This is a genomic window from Nonomuraea montanisoli (assembly GCF_013363975.1).
Classification (GTDB): domain Bacteria; phylum Actinomycetota; class Actinomycetes; order Streptosporangiales; family Streptosporangiaceae; genus Nonomuraea; species Nonomuraea montanisoli.
Window position 1 is genome coordinate 144179 of record NZ_JABWGN010000013.1, and the last position, 18673, is coordinate 162851.

Genomic DNA, 18673 nt, shown 5'->3' on the forward strand with positions numbered 1-18673 from the left:
GCCTGCTCTCAAGATGTGGCTCTTGAGATGACTACCGGAAAAGCCCGATATGTCGCAATGTCGTGGCGCGTTGGGCCCCCCCGGTGACGTCTTCGGCCCTCCTCCCACGGGGGCGCGGATCCCTACCGTGGCGACAGCCCGCGATCCGCGGGCCCGCGACCTCGGAGAGGAACCCGATGGAGAACAAGCTGTACGACTACCGCCCGATCATCGACCGCGAGCCGATCCGGTGGCCCGGCGGCGCCCGCGTCGCCTTCTACGTCGGCCTGAACGTCGAGCACTTCACGATCGACCGCCCGTCCACCAGCCTCAACGAGGCCACGGCCGCCCTCGTGCCCGACCCGCTGAACTACGGCTGGCGCGACTACGGGCCGCGGGTGGCGATCTGGCGGGTCATGGAGGAGCTCGACCGCCACGGCATCCGGGCGAGCGTGCTGCTCAACGCCGACGTGTGCGAGCGGTACCCGCAGATCATCGAGGCCGGCAACGCCCGCGGCTGGGCGTGGCTGGCCCACGGCAAGAACAACTCGACGCTCCAGGCCGACGTCGCCGACGAGCGCGCCTACCTGACCGAGGTGGTCGAGACCATCGAGAAGGCCACCGGGCAACGGCCGCGCGGCTGGCTCGGGCCCGCCCTCACCGAGACGTTCCAGACGCCGTCGCTGCTCGCCGAGCTCGGCCTCGGCTACGTGCTGGACTGGACGAACGACGACCAGCCGTACCGGCTGAACGTGCCCGGGATGCTGAGCGTGCCGTACTCGCTCGAACTCAACGACCTGGGCATCTTCACGATGCACGGCATGACCGGCGAGGCGTTCGTGCAGATGGTCAAGGACCAGGTCGACCGCCTGTACGCCGAGTCGGCCGAGAGCGGGCGGGTCATGGCGCTGGCGCTGCACCCGTTCGTGATCGGCCAGGCGTTCCGCGCGCGGTATCTGGGCGAGGCGCTGGAGTACGTCGCCGGCCACCCCGGCGTGTGGCTGACGACGAGCGACGAGATCGCCGAGCACTACACCCGTACGGCGCCCCGCCGGCACCCCTCCTGACGGCACCGGCGGGACGGCCCGCATGTCCTCGACCACGCCCTGGTCGGCCGGCAGATGACAGCGCCAGGACACGGCGCATGACGATCCCTTCTCCGGGCCCGGTGACGGGCCCCTCGCCAGGCCCGCTACGGGCCCTTCTCCAGGTGGGACAGCGCTTCCAGGCCCGCGCCCACCAGTCCCGCGTCCTCGCCGAGACGGGCCGGGAGGAGGGGGACGGCGGACGGGCCCGGCAGCGCCTCGGCACGGTAGGCGGCCTCCATGGGGCCGAGCAGCGCCGGGCCGAGCATCGAGACCCCGCCCGCGATGACGATCACGTCGGGGTCGATCAGGTTGGCGGCGCCGGCGAGCACGCGGCCCAGGAGCCTCGCCGCGTCGCCGATGACCGGAGAGCCGATCCGGCCGATCTCGGTCAGGGGCAGCGCCTGCCCGGTCCGCTCCCGGTGAGCGCGCTCGATGGCCGGGCCGGACGCGTACGCCTCGACGTGGTCGAGCGCCCCGCACGAGCAGCGGACGCCGGCCTCGGCCGGGGCGGGCAGGTGGCCGATGCTCCCCGCGGTGCCGGAGCCGCCGGTCAGCACCCGGCCCTCGACGCAGACCGCCCCGCCGATGCCCGTCCCGACGGCGACGACCAGCGCCGTGCGCGCGCCGCGGGCCGCTCCGGCGCGCGCCTCTGCGGCCCCGGCGGCGTGGCAGTCGTTGAGCACGAGCGCCGGGAGCCCGAACGCGCGCTCCGCCGCCGCCTTGACGTCGGTGCCCGCCCAGGCGGTGAGCAGGCCGGTGGCCGAGGCGATGCGTCCCAGCGGGTCGACGTTCCCGGCGGTGCCGACGCCGCAGACGGCGGCCCGCTCCGCCAGCGGCCGGGCGAGCTCGGCGACGGCCCGCAGGATCTCCGGCCCCCTGGCGGGGGTCGCGGTCCTGCGCCGTTCGAGGAGGGTGCCGTCCGGGGCCACGAGACCGGCCGCGATCTTCGTACCGCCGATGTCGACGGCCAGCGCGAGCGGGGTCCTCGCGGCGCCCCCGACGGCCGGCGCGAGCGGGGTCGTCACGGCGGCCCCGGTGGCCGGCGCGGGCCGGGTCATCGCGGCGCGGCGGCGGCCAGCCGCCGGGTGATGGACATCGGGTCGGTGATCGCGCCGCCGACCACCACGGCCCACGCGCCCGCCGCGAACGCCTGCCGTACCTGCTGCTCGGTGCGGTAGCGGCCCTCGGCGATCACCCGCACGCCGCGCGCGGCGAGCGCGCCGACGAGGTGGAGGTCGGGGTCGTGCGGCGTGGGGAGCTGGCGCGCGGTGTAGCCGGACAGCGTGGTGCCGACCATGTCCACGCCGGCCTCCCAGGCGTCCAGGCCCTCGCCGAGGGTCGAGACGTCCCCCATGACGGTCACTCCCAGGGCGTGGATCCGCTCGATCAGCTTCAGCCCCGGTCCGGGGGTCTCGGGTGTGAGGTCCACGGCGATCATGTCGGCGCCGGCCTCGGCGAGCCCGGCCGCGTGCTCCAGCGTCGGCGTGATCACGTCCCGGTGGCCGTGCCTGATCTTGTGCAGTCCGATCACCGGCAGGTCCGTACGCCCGCGCACCGCGGCCACGTCCTCGGCCGAGTTGATCCGCAGCCCTGCGGCCCCGCCCAGCGCGGCGCACTCGGCCAGGCGGGCGATCACCTCCGGGTCGCGAAGCGGGTGCCCTTCCGGGGCCTGACAGGAGACGATCAGGCCGCCGCGCAGCCGGTTCACTTGAGCGCCCCCGTGGAGATGCCGCCGACCAAGTGGCGCCGCGCCAGGATGGAGATCAGCAGGGCGGGCAGCGTGAACATGACGCAGGCCGCCGTCAGCGGCCCCCAGGCGACGTCGTGCTCGGCGAAGAAGGCGTGCGGACCGATCGCTGCGGGCATGCCCAATTTGACGATCTTCATGGCTCGCTCCTTGGAAAATGCCGGGACTGCTGTGATGGGTATAGACCGGACCTCCTAGCAAGGTCAAGATATTGGAGTACACCAATTTTTGGTTAGACTCCTGGGCCATGACGACGGAACGCCCCCCGGCCAAGTCCGATCAACTGCGCCGGCACCTGGTCGACCTGCTGGTCGGCGAGCTGGCCCCGCACGCGCGGCTGCCCACCGAGCGCAGCCTGGCCGAGGAGTTCTCCGTCAGCAGGCTCACCGTGCGGCGCGTCCTGGACCAGCTCGAACGGGAGGGACGGGTCTACCGGGTGCAGGGCTCGGGCACGTTCGTCAGCGAGCCGCGCATCCACAAGTCCGTCGAGCTGACCTCCTTCAGCGAGGACATGCGCTCACGCGGCCTGCGCCCGGGGTCGCTGGAGGTGAGCTGCGAGCGGATCCCGGCGGGCGCCGACATCGGCTACGCCCTTCAGGTCAGCCCGTCGTCGGAGGTCCTGCACATCCGCCGGGTCCGCACCGCCGACGACGAGCCGATGTGCCTGGAGCACAGCTACCTGCCCGCCGAGCTCGTGCCCGGCGACCTGGAGCCGGAGCTGAACGGCTCGCTGTACGAGGCGCTGTCGGCCCGCTACGGGCTGACCCTGCACCGGGCGGAGCAGACGATCAAGGCGACCGTGCTCGACCCGGACGAGGCCCGGGCGCTCCACGCGCCGCCGTTCTCGCCGGCCTTCCTCGTGCAGCGCATCGGCTTCGACGCCCGCGGCCGGGCCGTCGAGCGCGCCGACTCGCTCTACCGGGGCGATCGCTACTCCTACCAGCTCACCATCTACCGCGACCCCCAGTAGGAAGTGCCACCGCGAGCAGCGCGGGCAGGCGGGTGTTGCCGTCCACTCGGCGGGCTCGGTCCAGCAGGGGTGGCTGCGGCGCTGGGCGCGGGCGCTCGATCCGGCGGGCGCGCTGCCGATGTACCCGGGGCCGACGAGGTCGGGGCGGTCCTGGCGGCCCGGCCGGGCTGGACGTCGTCGCCGCCTGCGAGAACCTGCCCGCCGGGGCGGGCGCCCGCCGGCAGATCCTCGCCGCCGGGGCCCGGGTGGCCGAGGAGGGCCGCGCGGCTTCGGCCCGGGCTGGACGAGCGAGGACGTGGCGTCCCCCTGGAACCGCTCCTTCGAGATCGACTTCACGCTGCGTGAGCATCGACCGGGTCCAGCGCACTCCTGAGGCGCCGCTCTTGGAGCCCGATGGCGCCTGTCTTGCGGGCCGCTTGGAGGAGCCCGCGGAGTGATCGCGGGAGGGTTGACACCGGTGTGGTGATCAATCATCCTGATCCGCGGCGTGCCGAAAACGGCGCAAACAACTCAACAATCGGCAGGCGCGACAATGACGTCAGATGCATCACCTTTCGCATCTGTTCTGCGGCTTTACCAGGACCGGCTGAGCGAGATCCCAGAAAGGATCGCCATTTCGGCCGGTCAAGATCACTTCACTTACAGTGACCTGGACCGCCTCGCGAACGGCATCGCCGTGCAGCTGCGTTCTCTCACGACGAGCGGGCAGCCCTGGGTGGCCGTGCTCTCGGAGCGTTCCATCCGGCTGGTCGCGGGCCAGCTCGGCGCGATGAAGGCGGGCCTCGCCTTCGCGCCGATCGACCCGGCCACCCCGGCGGAGCGGATCCGCGCCATGCTGGCGGGAGCCGCGGCCGTGGTCACCGCGCCGGAGTGGCGATCCCTGGTGCCCGACGGCGTCCCCGTGATCGACGCCCTCACCGAGGCGGACGCGTCGCCCCTTCCCGACACGGGGCCCGACGACCTCGCCTACGTCGTCCACACCTCCGGCTCGACCGGGACCCCCAAGGGCGTGCTCGTCCCCCACCGCGCGCTGGCCAACCTCATCGGGTGGTCGCACGAGACCTTCGGGCTGGGCGGCCGTGCCCCGCTGCTCACCAGCCCCAACTTCGACCCGTCGGTCTGGGAGATCTGGATGTACCTGACCGCGGGCACCACGATGGTCATCCCGGACGAGCGCATCAGGCTCTCCCTGCCCGCGTTGCGCGACTGGATCGTCGAGCAGGAGCTGACCACCTGCTACGCGCCCACCCCCATCGCCGAGGGCCTGCTCGGCCTGTCCTGGCCCGCGCGGACCCGGCTGGCGACGCTGAGCACCGGCGGCGACCGGCTCACCACCTACCCGCGCCCCGGGCTGCCCTTCAAGCTGGTCAACCTGTACGGCCCGGCCGAGTGCGCGGTCAACGCGATCGCCGGCGAGGTCGCGCCCCGCGACGACCGGAGCCGCCCGCCCGCGCTGGGCACGCCCCTGCCCGGCGTCACCGTCCACCTCCTGGACGAGGAGATGCGGCCCGCCGAGGAGGGCGAGATCCATCTCGGCGGCGTGTGCGTCGGCCTCGGCTACCTCGGCCTGCCGGACCTCACGGCCGAGCGCTTCGTCCGCGACCAGGACGGCCGGCTCCTCTACCGCACCGGCGACCTGGCCCGCCGCAACCAGGCGGGCGAGTTCGAGTTCCTGGGACGGCTCGACGACCAGGTCAAGATCCGCGGCAACCGGGTGGAGCTCGGCGAGATCGAGACCGTGCTCGGCCGCCACCCGGGGGTGCGGGCCGTCACCACCGCCGTCCGCGGCCGCGACCTGGTCGCCTACGTCGTGGGCACGGCGACCGAGCAGGAGATGCGCGTCCACCTGCGCCGGCTCCTGCCCGACTACATGATCCCCACCGCGTGGGTGTTCCTGGACGCGCTCCCGCTGACCGGCAACGGCAAGGTGGACCGCGCCGCGCTGCCCGACCCGGTCCGCGAGTCCCGCTCCACCACCCCGCCCCGCACCCCGACCGAGGTGGCGCTCGCCGAGATCTGGCAGGACGTCCTCGACGCCGGGACGGTCGGCGCGGACGACGACTTCCTGGCCCTGGGCGGCCAGTCGCTGCTGGCGATGCGCATCGCCGCCCGCGCCTGCGAGCGGCTGGGCAGGCCGGTCGAGCCCCGGATGCTCTTCGAGCACCCCACGGTCGCCGAGCTGGCCCGCGCGGTCGACGGCCTGCCGCCGACGGCCGCGGCGGCCCCGGACGAGGGCGGGCTGACGCCCGCGCAGCGCCGGCTCTGGTTCATCGACCAGGTGGCGCCCGGCGCGCAGTACAACGTGCCCATCCTGTACGCCCTGGACGGCCCCCTCGACACCGGGCGCCTGGAGGAGGCGATCAACGAGATCGTCCGCCGGCACGCGCCCCTGCGCACCCGCTACGAGGAGCGCGACGGCGAGCCGGTGCCCGTGGTGGAGCCGGCGGTGACCGTGCCGCTGAAGGTCATGGACGCCACCCCGCGCGGCGCGACCGCGCTCGCCCAGCACGCCGCCCGCGACCCCTTCGACCTGCGCACCGGCCCCGTGCTGCGCGCGCTGCTGCTCCGGCTCGCCGACGACAGCCACCGGCTGCTGGTGAACGTCCACCACATCGCCTTCGACGGCTGGTCCGCCGGGGTCTTCCTGGACGAGCTGGCGCGGCTCTACGCGGGCGAGAGCCTGCCCGCGCCGACCGGCGCGCACCGGCGGGCCCGGGGCGCGGACGGCCTGTCGTACTGGAGCAGGGCCCTGGAGTCGCCGCCCGAGCGGCTGGGGCTGCCCGCCGACGGCCCGGGACCGTCCGGCCCGTCGCGGCGCGGCGGCCGGGTGCGGGCCACGCTGCCCGACGGGCTGCTCACCGAGCTCGAGTCGCTGGGCAGGCGCGCCCAGGCCAGCCCGTTCATGGTGCTGTTCGCGGCGTTCCAGGCCCTGCTGCACCGCTACAGCGGCCGGGACGACATCGTGACGGGCGTGCCGTTCTCCGGCCGGGAGGCGCCGGGCGCGGACGCCGCGATCGGGTTCTTCGTGGAGACGCTGCCGATCAGGACCGGCCTGGAGGGCGACCCGTCCTTCGAGCGCCTGCTGGCACGCGTGCGCGCCGGCGTCCTCGCCACGCCCACGGACGTCCCGCTCGAGGAGATCGTGCGGGAGCTCTGCCCGGACGGCCGGCCGCCCTTCGACGTGATGTTCGCGATGCAGGAGCCCCCGGCCGCGCGACGGGCCGGCGGGGTGACCTTCCGGATGCTGGAGGAGGTGGAGAACGGCGGCGCCAAGGCCGACCTGGTGCTGTACGCCGAGGGGCGCGAGATGAGCCTGGAGTTCGCCACCGACCTGTTCGAGCGCGCCACGGCCGAGCGCCTGCTGGGCCACTACGTGCGCGTGCTGGAGCAGGTGGCGGCCGACCCGGCCGCGCCGGTCTCCGCGCTGCTCACCCGGGACCACGGCCCCGCCGGCCGCGGTCCCGACCAGACCCTGCACGGGCTCTTCGAGCGGCAGGCCGACCGGACGCCCGACGCGGTCGCCGTCGAGTTCGAGGGCGCCGTCCTCACCTACGCCGAGCTCGACCGGCGCGCCAACCAGCTCGCCCACCTGCTGCGCGAGCTGGGCGTGGGCCCGGAGGTGCCGGTCGCCCTGCACGTGCGCCGCTCGCTCGACCTGCCCGTGGCCATCCTGGGGATCCTCAAGTCAGGCGGCGCGTACGTGCCGCTCGACCCCTCCTACCCCGAGGGACGCCTCACCCAGGTGCTCGGCCGGGTCGACACTCCGGTCCTGGTGACGCACCGGGCGCTGGCCGGCGGCCTGCCGCACGAGCGGCCCGTCCACGTCGACACCGACCTCGACGGCCGGCCCGACCACCGGCCGGACGGCGGCGCCGGCCCCGACGACCTGGCCTACATCCTGTTCACCTCCGGCTCGACCGGACAGCCCAAGGGCGTGGCGATGCCGCACCGCCCGGTCGCCAACCTCATGGCCTGGCACAGCGGGGCCTACCGGAGCCTGCAGTTCACCGCGCTCGGCTTCGACGTCTCGGTGCAGGAGATCTTCAGCACCTGGGCGTACGGCGGGACGCTCGTCATGGTCAGCGACGAGGTGCGGCGCGACCCGGCCGCGCTGCTCGACCACATCGCCCGCAACCGGGTGGAGCGCATCTTCCTGCCGTTCGTGGCCCTGCAGTCGCTGGCCGGAGCCGGGGTCGAGCCGCCCGCCACGCTGCGCGAGGTGATCACCGCGGGCGAGCAGCTCCAGGTGACCCCGCAGCTCGAACGGTTCATCAGGCCGTGGATGACGCTGCACAACCAGTACGGGCCGACCGAGGGCGCGATCATCGACATCGCCCACACGCTGACCGGCCCGCCCGAGGACTGGCCGCGCCTGCCGCCCATCGGCAGGCCGGTCACGGGCGTCCAGGCGCTGATCCTCGACCGCCTGGGCCACGAGACGCCCGACGGCGTCCCCGGCGAGCTGCATCTCGGCGGCGCCTGCCTGGCCCGGGGCTACCACGGCCAGCCCGAGCTGACCGCGGAGCGGTTCATCACCTGGCGGGACGGTCGCCGGCTCTACCGGACCGGCGACCTGGCCCGCCTCGACGAGGCCGGGGACATCCAGTTCCTGGGCCGCGCGGACGACCAGGTCAAGATCCGCGGTTACCGGGTCGAGCCCGGCGAGATCGCCGCGGTGCTGGCCGGGCACCCGGCCGTGCGCGAGGCGTTCGTCATGGCGCGCGAGGATCGGCTGGTCGCGTACGTGGTCGCCGACGCGTCCGCCGGCGCGTCCGCCGATGGGGCCCCCGAGCTGCGGCCCTACCTGTCCGGGCGGCTGCCGGAGTACATGGTGCCGAGCACGTTCGTCCCGCTGGACGCCCTGCCGGTCAACCCCTCCGGGAAGGTGGACCGGCACGCCCTGCCGGACCCCGGCCAGGGGGCGCGCGCCTTCGCCGCCCCCGCCACCCCGCTGGAGCAGGTCGTCGCGGCCGTCTGGCAGGAGGTGCTGGGCGGGCGGATCGGCCGGCACGACGACTTCTTCGAGCTGGGCGGCCACTCGCTCAACGCCACCCAGATCGCCACCCGGTTGCGCGACGCGCTTGAGGTGCGGGTCCCGCTGCGCACCCTGTTCTCCCACCCGACCGTGGCCGAGCTCGCCGCGCAGCTCACGTCGCCCGACGTGGACGCTGCCGCGGAGCTCTATCTCATGGTCGTGGCGTATTCGGACGACGAGGCCGAAGCCCTGCTGCGGTCGATGGAAGGTCCCCAATGAGTCTGTCAGACCAGCAGCGCCAGCTCCTGGAAGCGTTACGGAAGAAGAAGCAGCAGGCCGCGACCGCACGGTCCAGGCCCGACCGGCTGCCGATGTCGTTCACCCAGCTCCGCGCCTGGTACCTCGACAGGATGGCGCCGGGCGCCGCGCACTACCTGATCCCGCTCGCCTTCCGCATCGAGGGGCCCCTCGACCGCGAGGCGCTGCACCGCGCGCTGAACGCCCTGGTGGCCCGGCACGAGAGCCTGCGCACCACGTTCGCCATGGACGAAAACGGCCCGTACCAGATCGTGGCCGACTCGCTCACCGTCGCGCTGGCGGACGCGGCGGACGCCGTGGACGGCACGCCGATGGATCTGACCACCGGCCCGCTCATCCGCGCGCACCTGCTGCGCGAGGGGCCCGAGCGGCACGTCCTGCACCTCACGCTGCACCACATCATCGCCGACGCCTGGTCGCTCGACGTGCTGCGCCGCGAGCTGAGCGCGCTCTACGACGGCCGCGAGCTGGCGCCGCTGACCCGGCAGTACCCCGACTACGCGATCCGGCAGCGGGGCGAGGACCACAGCGAGGACCTCGCCTACTGGCGCGAGGCGCTGGCGGGCGCGCCGCCGATCACCGAGCTGCCGGCGGACCTGCCCCGGCCGCCGGTCCAGACGTACGCGGGCGCCGAGCTGCCCTTCTCCCTCGACCTCCCGCGCGAGGAGTTCAGGGCGTACTGCCGGAGCCTGGGCGCGACCCCGTACATGGTGCTCCTCGCCGCCTACCTCGTGGTGCTCTCCCGGCGCTCCGGGCAGCGCGACCTGGTGGTGGGCACGCCCATCGCCAACCGCGGCGAGGTCGAGTTCGAGGGCCTGATCGGGTTCTTCACCAACACCCTGGCCATCCGGGCCGACCTGTCGGGCGAGCCGTCGTTCGCCGAGGTGGTCGAGCGGGTCAGGGACGCGGTGCTCGACGCCCACGACCACCAGGGCATGCCCTTCGAGCGGCTGGTGGAGGAGCTCAACCCCGAGCGCCGCCTGGACCGCAGCCCGGTGTTCCAGACGATGTTCAACATGCTGCCCGAGGCCACGGCGGAGCTGGAGCTGACCGGCCTGACGGTCACCCCCGTGGAGATCCCCGAGCGCACGGCCAAGTTCGACCTCACCGTGGGCGTCCGCGAGACCCTGGACGGGCTCGTGGAGTACAACACGGACCTGTTCCACCCGGGCACGATCAGCAGCCTGGTGGCCGACCTCCGGCAGGTGCTGGCCGGCGCCATGGAGGGCGACGAGTCCCCCGCCGGGACGGGCGGGGAGACGGCCGCGGACACGCCGCGCCACGAGGTCGCCCGGCTCGTCACGCGCGCGTGGCGCGAGGCGCTCGGCACCTCCTCCTTCGGCCCCGAGGACAACTTCTTCGAGGTGGGCGGCCACTCGCTGCTCGTGCTGCAGGTGCACGAGCGGCTGCGCAAGCGGTTCAGCCTCACGGTCACCGACCTGTTCAGGTACCCGACGGTCGCCTCGCTCACCGCGTTCCTCAGCCCCGACGGCCCGGCGCGGGAGGCGGCCACGACGACCGGCGCGCCCGCCTCCGGCGCGCTCGCCATCGTCGGCATGGCCTGCCGCTTCCCCGGCGCCACGGGGCCCGAGGAGTTCTGGGCGGCGATCCGCGACGGCGTCGAGGCCGTCCAGGACTTCACCGACGAGGAGCTGCTCGCCGACGGCGAGGACCCCGCCCTGCTGGCCGACCCCGCCTACGTCCGGTCGGGCACCGTGCTCGACGGCATCGACCTGTTCGACGCCGAGCTGTTCGCGTTCACCCCGCGCGAGGCCGAGATCCTCGACCCGCAGCAGCGCCTGTTCCTGGAGACCGCCTGGGAGGCGCTGGAGGACGCGGCCTGCGACCCCGACCGCGTCACGGGACGGATCGGCGTCTTCGCCGGCTCGGCGATGAGCACCTACTACATCGAGAACCTGCTGGCCGCGCCCGACGTCCTCAGGGCGGTGGGCGCGTACCAGGTCATGCTCGGCAACGACAAGGACTCGCTGCCCACCCGGACCTCCTACAAGCTCGACCTGCGCGGGCCGAGCATCAGCGTCAACACCGCCTGCTCGACCTCGCTGGTCGCCCTCCACCTGGCCAGGCAGAGCCTGATCGCGGGCGACTGCGACGTCGCCCTGGCCGGGGCGGTCCGGGTCAACGCCTGGACCCGCCGCGGCTACCTCTACCAGAGCGGCGGCATCGGCTCCCCGGACGGCCACTGCCGGCCCTTCGACGCCGAGGCGCAGGGCACGATCGGCGCCGGCGGCGTCGGCGTCGTCGTGCTGAAGCGGCTGGAGGACGCGCTCGCCGCCGGCGACACCATCCACGCCGTCGTACGCGGCTCCGCCGTCAACAACGACGGCACCCGGAAGGTCGGCTACACCGCGCCGGCCGTGGACGGCCAGGCCGAGGTCATCACCGCGGCGCTGGCCTCGGCCGGCGTCGAGCCCGGCTCGATCGGCTACATCGAGGCGCACGGCACGGGCACCGCACTCGGCGACCCCATCGAGGTCGCGGCGCTCTCCCAGGTCTTCACCGGGGACCGGCCGATCGCGCTCGGCTCGGTCAAGTCCAACATCGGCCACGCCGACGCCGCCGCCGGGATGGCCGGGCTGATCAAGACCGTGATGGCGCTCAAGCACCGCACGCTGCCGCCCACGGTCAACTTCGCCACGCCCAACCCGCGCATCGACTTCAGCCCGTTCCACGTGCCCACCACCCGCGCCGCATGGCCGCGGGGCGAGGGGCCGCGCAGGGCGGGCGTCAGCGCCTTCGGCATGGGCGGCACCAACGCCCACGTCGTGCTGGAGGAGGCGCCCGAGGCGCCGGCCCCGGCACCCGCTGCACCGGCGGCGGGCCCCCACCTGCTCGTCCTGTCGGCCGCCGGCGAGGCGGCGCTCACCGAGTCGGCCACCCGGCTGCGCGCCCACCTGCGCGCGCACCCGGACACCGACCTGGGCGACGTCGCCGCCACCCTGCGGCACGGCCGCCGCCAGCTCCGCCACCGCGGCGTCCTGGTCGCCGAGGACCACCGCTCGGCCCTGGAGGCCGAGCTCGTCACGGGCGTGTCGCACCGGCGCGAGGTGGCCTTCCTCTTCCCCGGCCAGGGGGCGCAGCGGCGGGGCATGGGCGCGGGCCTGTACCGGTCGGAGGAGGTCTTCCGCGCCACGGTCGACGCCTGCTCCGCCGTCCTGGAGCCGTACCTCGGCCTCGACCTGCGCCAGGCCCTGTACGGCGAGGCCGGCGACCTCGACCAGACCCGGCTCACCCAGCCCGCGCTGTTCGTCACGGAGTACGCGCTGGCCCGCACGCTCATGGAGCGCGGGGTCCGCCCGGCGATGATGGCCGGTCACAGCATCGGCGAGTACGTCGCCGCGTGCCTGGCCGGGGTCTTCACCCTGGAGGACGCCCTGCGCCTGGTCGCGGCGCGCGGCCGTCTGGTGCAGGGCCTGCCGCCCGGGTCGATGCTGGCCGTGCCGCTGCCCGAGGCCGAGGTGGCCGGGCTGCTCGGCGAGGACCTCTCGCTGGCGGCCGTCAACACCCCCGAGACGTGCGTCGTGGCCGGACCGGAGCGGGCCGTCGCCGAGCTGGAGCAGCGGCTGACCGGGCGGGGCGTCGCCTGCCGGGCGCTGCGGACCTCCCATGCCTTCCACTCCGCCATGCTCGACCCGGTGCTCGACGCCTTCGCCGCCGAGGTCGCCGCGGTACGGCTCGGCACTCCCGACCTGCCGTACCTGTCCAACGTCACGGGCGACTGGGTGTCCGGCGCCGAGACCAAGGACCCCGCGTACTGGGTGCGCCACCTGCGGGAGACCGTGCGCTTCGCCGACTGCGCCCGCGTGCTGGTGGAGGCCGACGCCGCGATGGTCGAGGTCGGGCCGGGCCGCACGCTGGCCACCCTGGTCCGCCGCCAGGGCGGCCAGGCCGCGATCGCCCCGTTCACCGAGCCGGACGGCGGGCCGGCCGCCCTGCTGGAGGGCGTCGGGCGGCTGTGGGTGAACGGCGCCGACATCGACTGGGCGGCGTTCGCCCCGCCGGGCAGGCGGGTGCCGCTGCCGACGTACCCGTTCGACCGGCGCCGCTACTGGGTGGAGCCGCGCACCCGGCGCTTCGAGGTCACGGCGGCGACCCCGGCGCCTCTTCCCGCGGCGACGCCGCTCGGTGAGGCGGCGTCCCAGGAGGCCGACGCGGTCGCCATCGCCTGGCACGACGTGCTCGGCATCGCGCCGGCGAGCCCCCAGGACGACTTCTTCGACCTGGGCGGCGACTCCCTCGTGGCCACCCAGCTCGCCTCCCGTCTCGGCCTGCCCATCGAGGCGATCTTCGACAATCCGACGCTGGGCGGCCAGCGGGCGCTCGTCGCCGCGGCGGCGCCCGCCCGCGAGACCGTCCCCGCCGTCGTCCCCGCGCCCGCCGCCGAGATCGTCCCGGCCGCCGCCTCCGCGCCGGCCCGCGAGCTGATCCCGGTGGTCGAGGACCCCGGTCCCGCGCCCGTCTCGTTCGTCCAGCGGCGCATGTGGTTCATCGACCAGGTCCACGGATCGGCCGCCTACGCCGTGGCCACGGCGCTGGACCTGCGGGGCGAGCTGGACGCGGAGCGGCTGCACGACGCCCTGCGCGAGCTGGTGCGCCGGCACGAGTCGCTGCGGACCGTCTTCCGCGCCCCGGACGGCGAGCCGGAGCAGGTGGTGCTGCCCGCGGGCGAGGTGCCGCTGCCGGTCGACGACTGCGACGACGCCGAGCGGGCGCTGAGCGAGGAGGCGGCCCGGCCGTTCGACCTGGCGCACGGCCCGCTGTTCCGGGCCCGGCTGCTGCGGCTCGCCCCGGACCACCACGTGCTGTCGCTCGCCTTCCACCACATCGTCGTGGACGGCTGGACGATCACCCTGCTGCGCACCGAGCTGGCGGCGCTGTACAACGGCCGGACGCTGCCCGAACCGGCCGTCAGGTACCGCGACTACGCGCGCTGGCAGCGGGAGCAGGCCGTCGACCTCGGCTTCTGGACGGAGCGGCTGCGCGGTGTCCCGCACAGCCTGGACCTGCCCACGGACCGGCCGCGCCCGCCGATGCAGACCTTCGAGGGCGCCGTCGCCGTCCACGCGCTCCCCGCCGATCTGGCCGGGGGGCTGCGGCGGCTGAGCCAGGAGCGCGGCGCCACGCTCTACATGACCCTGCTGGCCGCGCTCCACGCGTTGCTGTACCGCTACAGCGGCCAGGAGGACATCTGCGTCGGCTCCCCGGTGGCCGGCCGCACCCGCCCCGAGGTCGAGGACATCGCGGGCTGCTTCATCAACACCCTGGTCATGCGGGCCACCATGGACGGCGACCTGCCGTACACGGAGCTCCTGGCGCAGGTGCGCGCGTACGCGCTCGGCGCGTACGCCCACCAGGACGTGACGTTCGAACGGCTGGTGGAGGAGCTCAACCCGCCGAGGGACCTGTCGCGCAACCCGCTCTTCCAGGTGCTGTTCAACCTGCTCAACCTGCCCAAGAGCGACCTCGACATGGCCGGGCTGGCCGTCGCGGAGCGGGCCGTGGAGACCGGCACCGCCCAGGTGGACCTGGTGCTCTACGTCTACGAGCAGGGCGACGAGCTGCTGTGCCGCCTGGAGTACAACACCGCGCTCTACGACGCCGGCACCGCGGAGCGGCTGCTGCGGCACTACGAGACCCTGCTCTCCGGGATCGTCGCGACCCCCATGGCCCCGCTGTCCGACCTGGCCCTGCTCACCGGCGAGGAACTGGCCGAGCAGCTCGACAGCCAGGACGTCGAGGTGCCCGACCGGTGCATCCACGAGCTGGTGGAGGCCCAGGCCGACCGTACGCCGGAGGCCGTGGCCGTCACCTTCGAGGGCGTCTCGATGACGTACCGGGAGCTGGACGAGCGGGCCGACCGGGTCGCGCGGCGCCTGCGGGCGGCCGGGGTGGGCCCCGAGACGCTGGTGGGCGTCGCGCTGGAGCGGTCGGCCACGATGCTGGTCGTCCTGCTCGGCGTGCTGAAGGCGGGCGGCGCGTACGTGCCGCTCGACCCGATGTACCCGCAGGATCGTCAGGACTACATCATCGGCCACTCCGGCATCGGCGTCCTGGTCACCGAGCGTGAACTGGCCGACCGTTACACCGGCTTCCAGGGCGAGCTGATCCTCACGGACGACGGCTTCCCCGCGGCGGAGGCCGGACGGCTGCCCGCGTCGGCCACGCGGGACAACCTCTGCTACGTCCTGTACACCTCCGGCTCCACCGGACGGCCCAAGGGCGTGCGCGTCCAGCACTCCTCGGTGGTCAACTTCCTCACCTCGATGAGCCGCGAGCCCGGCCTGACCGGCGAGGACACGCTCCTGGCCGTCACCACGTTCGCCTTCGACATCTCGGTGCTGGAGCTGTTCCTGCCGCTCACGGTCGGCGGCCACGTGGTGATCGCCGGCCGCGAGGCGGCCTACGACCCGGTGCGGCTGGCCGCCCTGCTGGACGGCGCGACGGTCATGCAGGCCACCCCGGCGACGTGGCGGCTGCTGCTGTCGGCGGGCTGGTCGGGCAAGCCGACCCTGAAGGCACTGTGCGGCGGCGAGGCGCTGCCCGCCGACCTGGCCGCCGACCTGCGCGGACGGGTGGCCGAGCTGTGGAACATGTACGGGCCGACCGAGACCACGATCTGGTCCACGCTCACCCGGGTGACCGACGGGCCCATCACGATCGGCCACCCGATCGCCAACACCCGGATCCACCTGCTCGACACCGCGATGAACCTGGTCCCCACCGGCGTGGTCGGCGAGCTGTACATCGGCGGCGACGGCCTGGCCCGCGACTACCTCGGCCAGCCCGAGCTGACCGCGGAGCGCTTCGTCACCTGGCGGGACGGCGCCAGGCTGTACCGCACCGGTGACCTGGCCCGCCGCCGGGCCGACGGCTCGATCGAGTTCCTCGGCCGGGCCGACGGGCAGGTGAAGGTCCGCGGCTACCGCATCGAACTGGGCGAGATCGAGTCGCTCCTGCTGGCGCATCCCGCGGTCCGCGAGGCGGCCGTGGTGGTGCGCGGCTCGGACGAGGACAAGAGCATCGCCGCCTACCTGGTCACCGACCCTGGCGCCGAGCACGACTGGCGGGACCACCTGCGGCGCAAGCTGCCCGACTACATGATCCCGTCGGCGTTCGTGCCGCTGGACACCCTGCCGCTCACCCCGAACGGCAAGGTGGACCGCAAGGCGCTGCCCGAGCCGGTGGGCCAGGCGCGCGCCGAGGGCGCGGCGCCGCGGACGCCGGCCGAGGTCAGGCTGGTCGAGCTCTGGTCGGCGATCCTGGGCGTGCCCGGCATCGGGATCGACGACGACTTCTTCGCGATGGGCGGCGACTCGTTCAAGGCCGTGCGGGCCGTGCGGGACTCGGGGATCCAGGCGACCGTGCTGGACCTGTTCAAGCACCCCACGATCCGGGCGTTCGCGACGCTCGACGGGTCGTCGTCGCGGGGCGGCGGGCTCCTGCACGAGCTGACGCCTCCGCGTTCCGCGGCCTCGCTGACCCTGGTCTGCGTGCCGTTCGCGGGCGGCGGGGCGATCACGTACCAGCCGCTGGCCGCGGCCATGCCCGAGCACGTCGCCATGCTCGCGCTGGAGCCGCCGGGCCACGACACCGGCAACCCCGGCGAGCCCGTCGTGCCCTTCCACGAGCTCGTCGAGGGCTGCGTCAAGGAGATCAAGGACCAGGTCGAGGGGCCCGTCGCGCTGTACGGCCACTGCATGGGCGGCGCGCTCACCACCCTGCTGGCGCGCCGGCTGGAGGAGGAGGGCGTCGACCTGGTCAAGGTCGTCATCGGCGGGCACTTCCCCGCCCCCCGCCTGCCCGGCAAGGCGTTCGCCTGGATGCGCAAGGTCTTCCCGATGGAGCGGTGGACCTCCAAGCGGCAGGCGCTGGAGTTCCTGCGGGCCATGGGCTTCTTCACCGAGGCGCTGGACCCCGCCGAGCGCGACTTCATCATGGGCGTCTTCCTCCACGACACCCAGGAGGGCGAGGACTACTACACCGAGCTCTACAACAACCCCATCGAGAAGCTGTCGGCGCCGCTCGTGTGCGTGGTCGGCGAGAACGACCGCGCGACCGAGCTGTACGAGGAGCGCTACCGCGAGTGGGAGGCCTTCTCCGACTCGGTGTCACTGGAGGTGATCCCCAAGGCGGGCCACTACTTCCAGAAGCACCAGGCGCCCGAACTGGCCGAGATCCTCACCGGCGCCGACGCCGACGCCGATGTCCCCGCGCCCGCCCCCGTGGCGGCCGCGCCGCCGGCCGGTCGCCGGGAGCCCAGCCTGAAGACGTTCTTCCTGGTGGCCCTCGGCCAGCTCGTGTCGCTGATGGGCACGGGACTGACCACGTTCGGCCTGGGCCTGTGGGTCTACCAGCAGACGCAGTCGATCATGATGTTCTCCATCGTGTCGGTCATGGCGCTGCTGCCCGCCGTCGTGCTGGCGCCCATCGCCGGAGCGGTGGCCGACCGGCTGGACCGCAGGCTCGTCATGATCACCGCCGACTCCGCGGCGGGGTGCGCCTCCATCGCGCTGGCCGCCCTGCTCTGGACGGGCGGGCTCCAGCTCTGGCACGTCTACGCCATCGTCGCCGTCGGCGCCGTCTCGACGGCCTTCCACCAGCCCGCGTACATGGCGGCCGTGGCCCAGCTCGTGCCCAAACGCTATTACGGCAGAGCCAACGGCCTGGCGCAGCTCGGGCAGGCGGCGGGAACCGTCCTGGCGCCGCTGCTGGGCGGGGCCCTCATGGCCATGATCGGGCTGCGCGGCATCGTCGTGATCGACCTGTCCACGTTCGTCTTCGCGGTGACCGTGACCCTGGCGGTCCGCTTCCCGGACACGCTGTTCAAGAAGCGGGAGGAGCCGTTCTGGCATGAGGTGACGGGCGGCTGGCGCTACATCTCCCGCCGGCACGGCCTGCTGGCGATCATCCTGTTCACCTCGTTCCTGAACTTCCCGTTCGCCATGGTCGAGGTCCTGTCCACGCCGCTGCTGCTCAGCCTCACCGACGCCCGCGGCCTGGGGCTGGCGCTCTCGATGAGCGGCGTCGGGCTCGTGGTGGGCAGCCTCATCATGACGCTGACGGGCGGCCTGGCGCGCCGCACGCACGGCATCCTCGGCTGCTTCATGGCCCTGGGCGTCGCCTTCGCGATCATCGGGATCGCGCCCCATCCGGTGTTCCCCGCGATCGGGCTGTTCCTGGTGGGGCTGCTCACCGCGCTGCTGAACGCGCACTGGTTCTCCATCGTGCAGCAGAAGGTCGGCCTCGACCTGCAGGGCCGGGTCATCGCCACCAACCTGATGCTCAGCTGGGCCATGGTCCCGGTCGGCTTCCTGCTGGCCGGGCCGCTGGTCGAGCACGTCTTCGACCCCATCGCGGGCGCCGCTCAGGGGCGGGGCATCGGCCTGCTGACCATCGTGGCGGGCGCGGTGACGGTGCTGATCGGCCTGGCGGCCTTCCGCTACCGGCCGGTCCGCCACCTGGAGGACGACCTGCCCGACGCGATCCCGGACGCGGTGATCATCACCGACAAGGACGAGATCCAGCAGCAGGCCGACAAGCAGCTCGTCGCCTGACCACGCGTCCTCCCGTTCTCC

The 18673-nt window shown here is 73.8% G+C and carries 7 protein-coding genes; 4 read left to right on the forward strand and 3 right to left on the reverse strand.

Annotated elements, in window-relative coordinates; genetic code table 11:
- Window positions 1-176: 176 nt before the first annotated feature.
- A complete protein-coding gene (locus HTZ77_RS31830) occupies window positions 177-1046 on the forward strand; it encodes a polysaccharide deacetylase family protein (protein ID WP_175593423.1) in 870 nt (289 codons plus the stop codon).
- Window positions 1047-1171: 125 nt separating this feature from the next.
- Here HTZ77_RS31830 and HTZ77_RS31835 read toward each other — a convergent pair whose 3' ends face one another.
- From HTZ77_RS31835 to HTZ77_RS46775, 3 genes are read right to left on the reverse strand one after another with little or no spacing between them, the layout of a single operon-like run.
- Window positions 1172-2092: an ROK family protein gene (locus HTZ77_RS31835; protein WP_175593424.1), complete on the reverse strand. Its 921-nt coding sequence runs from the start codon at window positions 2090-2092 to the stop codon at window positions 1172-1174.
- A 29-nt stretch (window positions 2093-2121) separates the two neighbouring features.
- Entirely contained in the window at window positions 2122-2775 is a 654-nt protein-coding gene (locus HTZ77_RS31840; RefSeq protein WP_328808889.1) for an N-acetylmannosamine-6-phosphate 2-epimerase, read from the reverse strand.
- Window positions 2772-2954 (reverse strand): hypothetical protein, encoded by a 183-nt coding sequence (locus HTZ77_RS46775; RefSeq protein ID WP_235995504.1) that lies wholly within the window; start codon window positions 2952-2954, stop codon window positions 2772-2774. Before HTZ77_RS46775 ends, HTZ77_RS31840 begins: the two co-directional genes overlap by 4 nt.
- A 107-nt stretch (window positions 2955-3061) precedes the next feature.
- Here HTZ77_RS46775 and HTZ77_RS31845 point away from each other — a divergent pair, with 107 nt between their 5' ends.
- The 3 genes from HTZ77_RS31845 to HTZ77_RS31855 all read left to right on the forward strand — a co-directional run bounded on the left by HTZ77_RS31845 (window position 3062) and on the right by HTZ77_RS31855 (window position 18652).
- Window positions 3062-3784: a GntR family transcriptional regulator gene (locus tag HTZ77_RS31845; RefSeq protein ID WP_175593426.1), complete on the forward strand. Its 723-nt coding sequence runs from the start codon at window positions 3062-3064 to the stop codon at window positions 3782-3784.
- 532 nt (window positions 3785-4316) lie between these two features.
- Entirely contained in the window at window positions 4317-9038 is a 4722-nt protein-coding gene (locus HTZ77_RS31850) for a non-ribosomal peptide synthetase (protein ID WP_235995506.1), read from the forward strand.
- The gene (locus tag HTZ77_RS31855; protein WP_175593428.1) at window positions 9035-18652 is read left to right on the forward strand and encodes a non-ribosomal peptide synthetase/type I polyketide synthase; all 9618 of its coding nucleotides are present in this window, start codon (window positions 9035-9037) and stop codon (window positions 18650-18652) included. The genes HTZ77_RS31850 and HTZ77_RS31855 overlap by 4 nt, the downstream gene beginning before the upstream one ends.
- The last annotated feature ends 21 nt before the right edge of the window (window positions 18653-18673 follow it).

Bases quoted from the DNA above. Each gene is read 5' to 3' on its own strand.
- HTZ77_RS46775 (WP_235995504.1), bottom strand. From the start codon at position 2,954: ATGAAGATCGTCAAATTGGGCATGCCCGCAGCGATCGGTCCGCACGCC.
- HTZ77_RS31855 (WP_175593428.1), top strand. From the start codon at position 9,035: ATGAGTCTGTCAGACCAGCAGCGCCAGCTCCTGGAAGCGTTACGGAAG.
- HTZ77_RS31850 (WP_235995506.1), top strand. From the start codon at position 4,317: ATGACGTCAGATGCATCACCTTTCGCATCTGTTCTGCGGCTTTACCAG.
- HTZ77_RS31830 (WP_175593423.1), top strand. From the start codon at position 177: ATGGAGAACAAGCTGTACGACTACCGCCCGATCATCGACCGCGAGCCG.
- HTZ77_RS31845 (WP_175593426.1), top strand. From the start codon at position 3,062: ATGACGACGGAACGCCCCCCGGCCAAGTCCGATCAACTGCGCCGGCAC.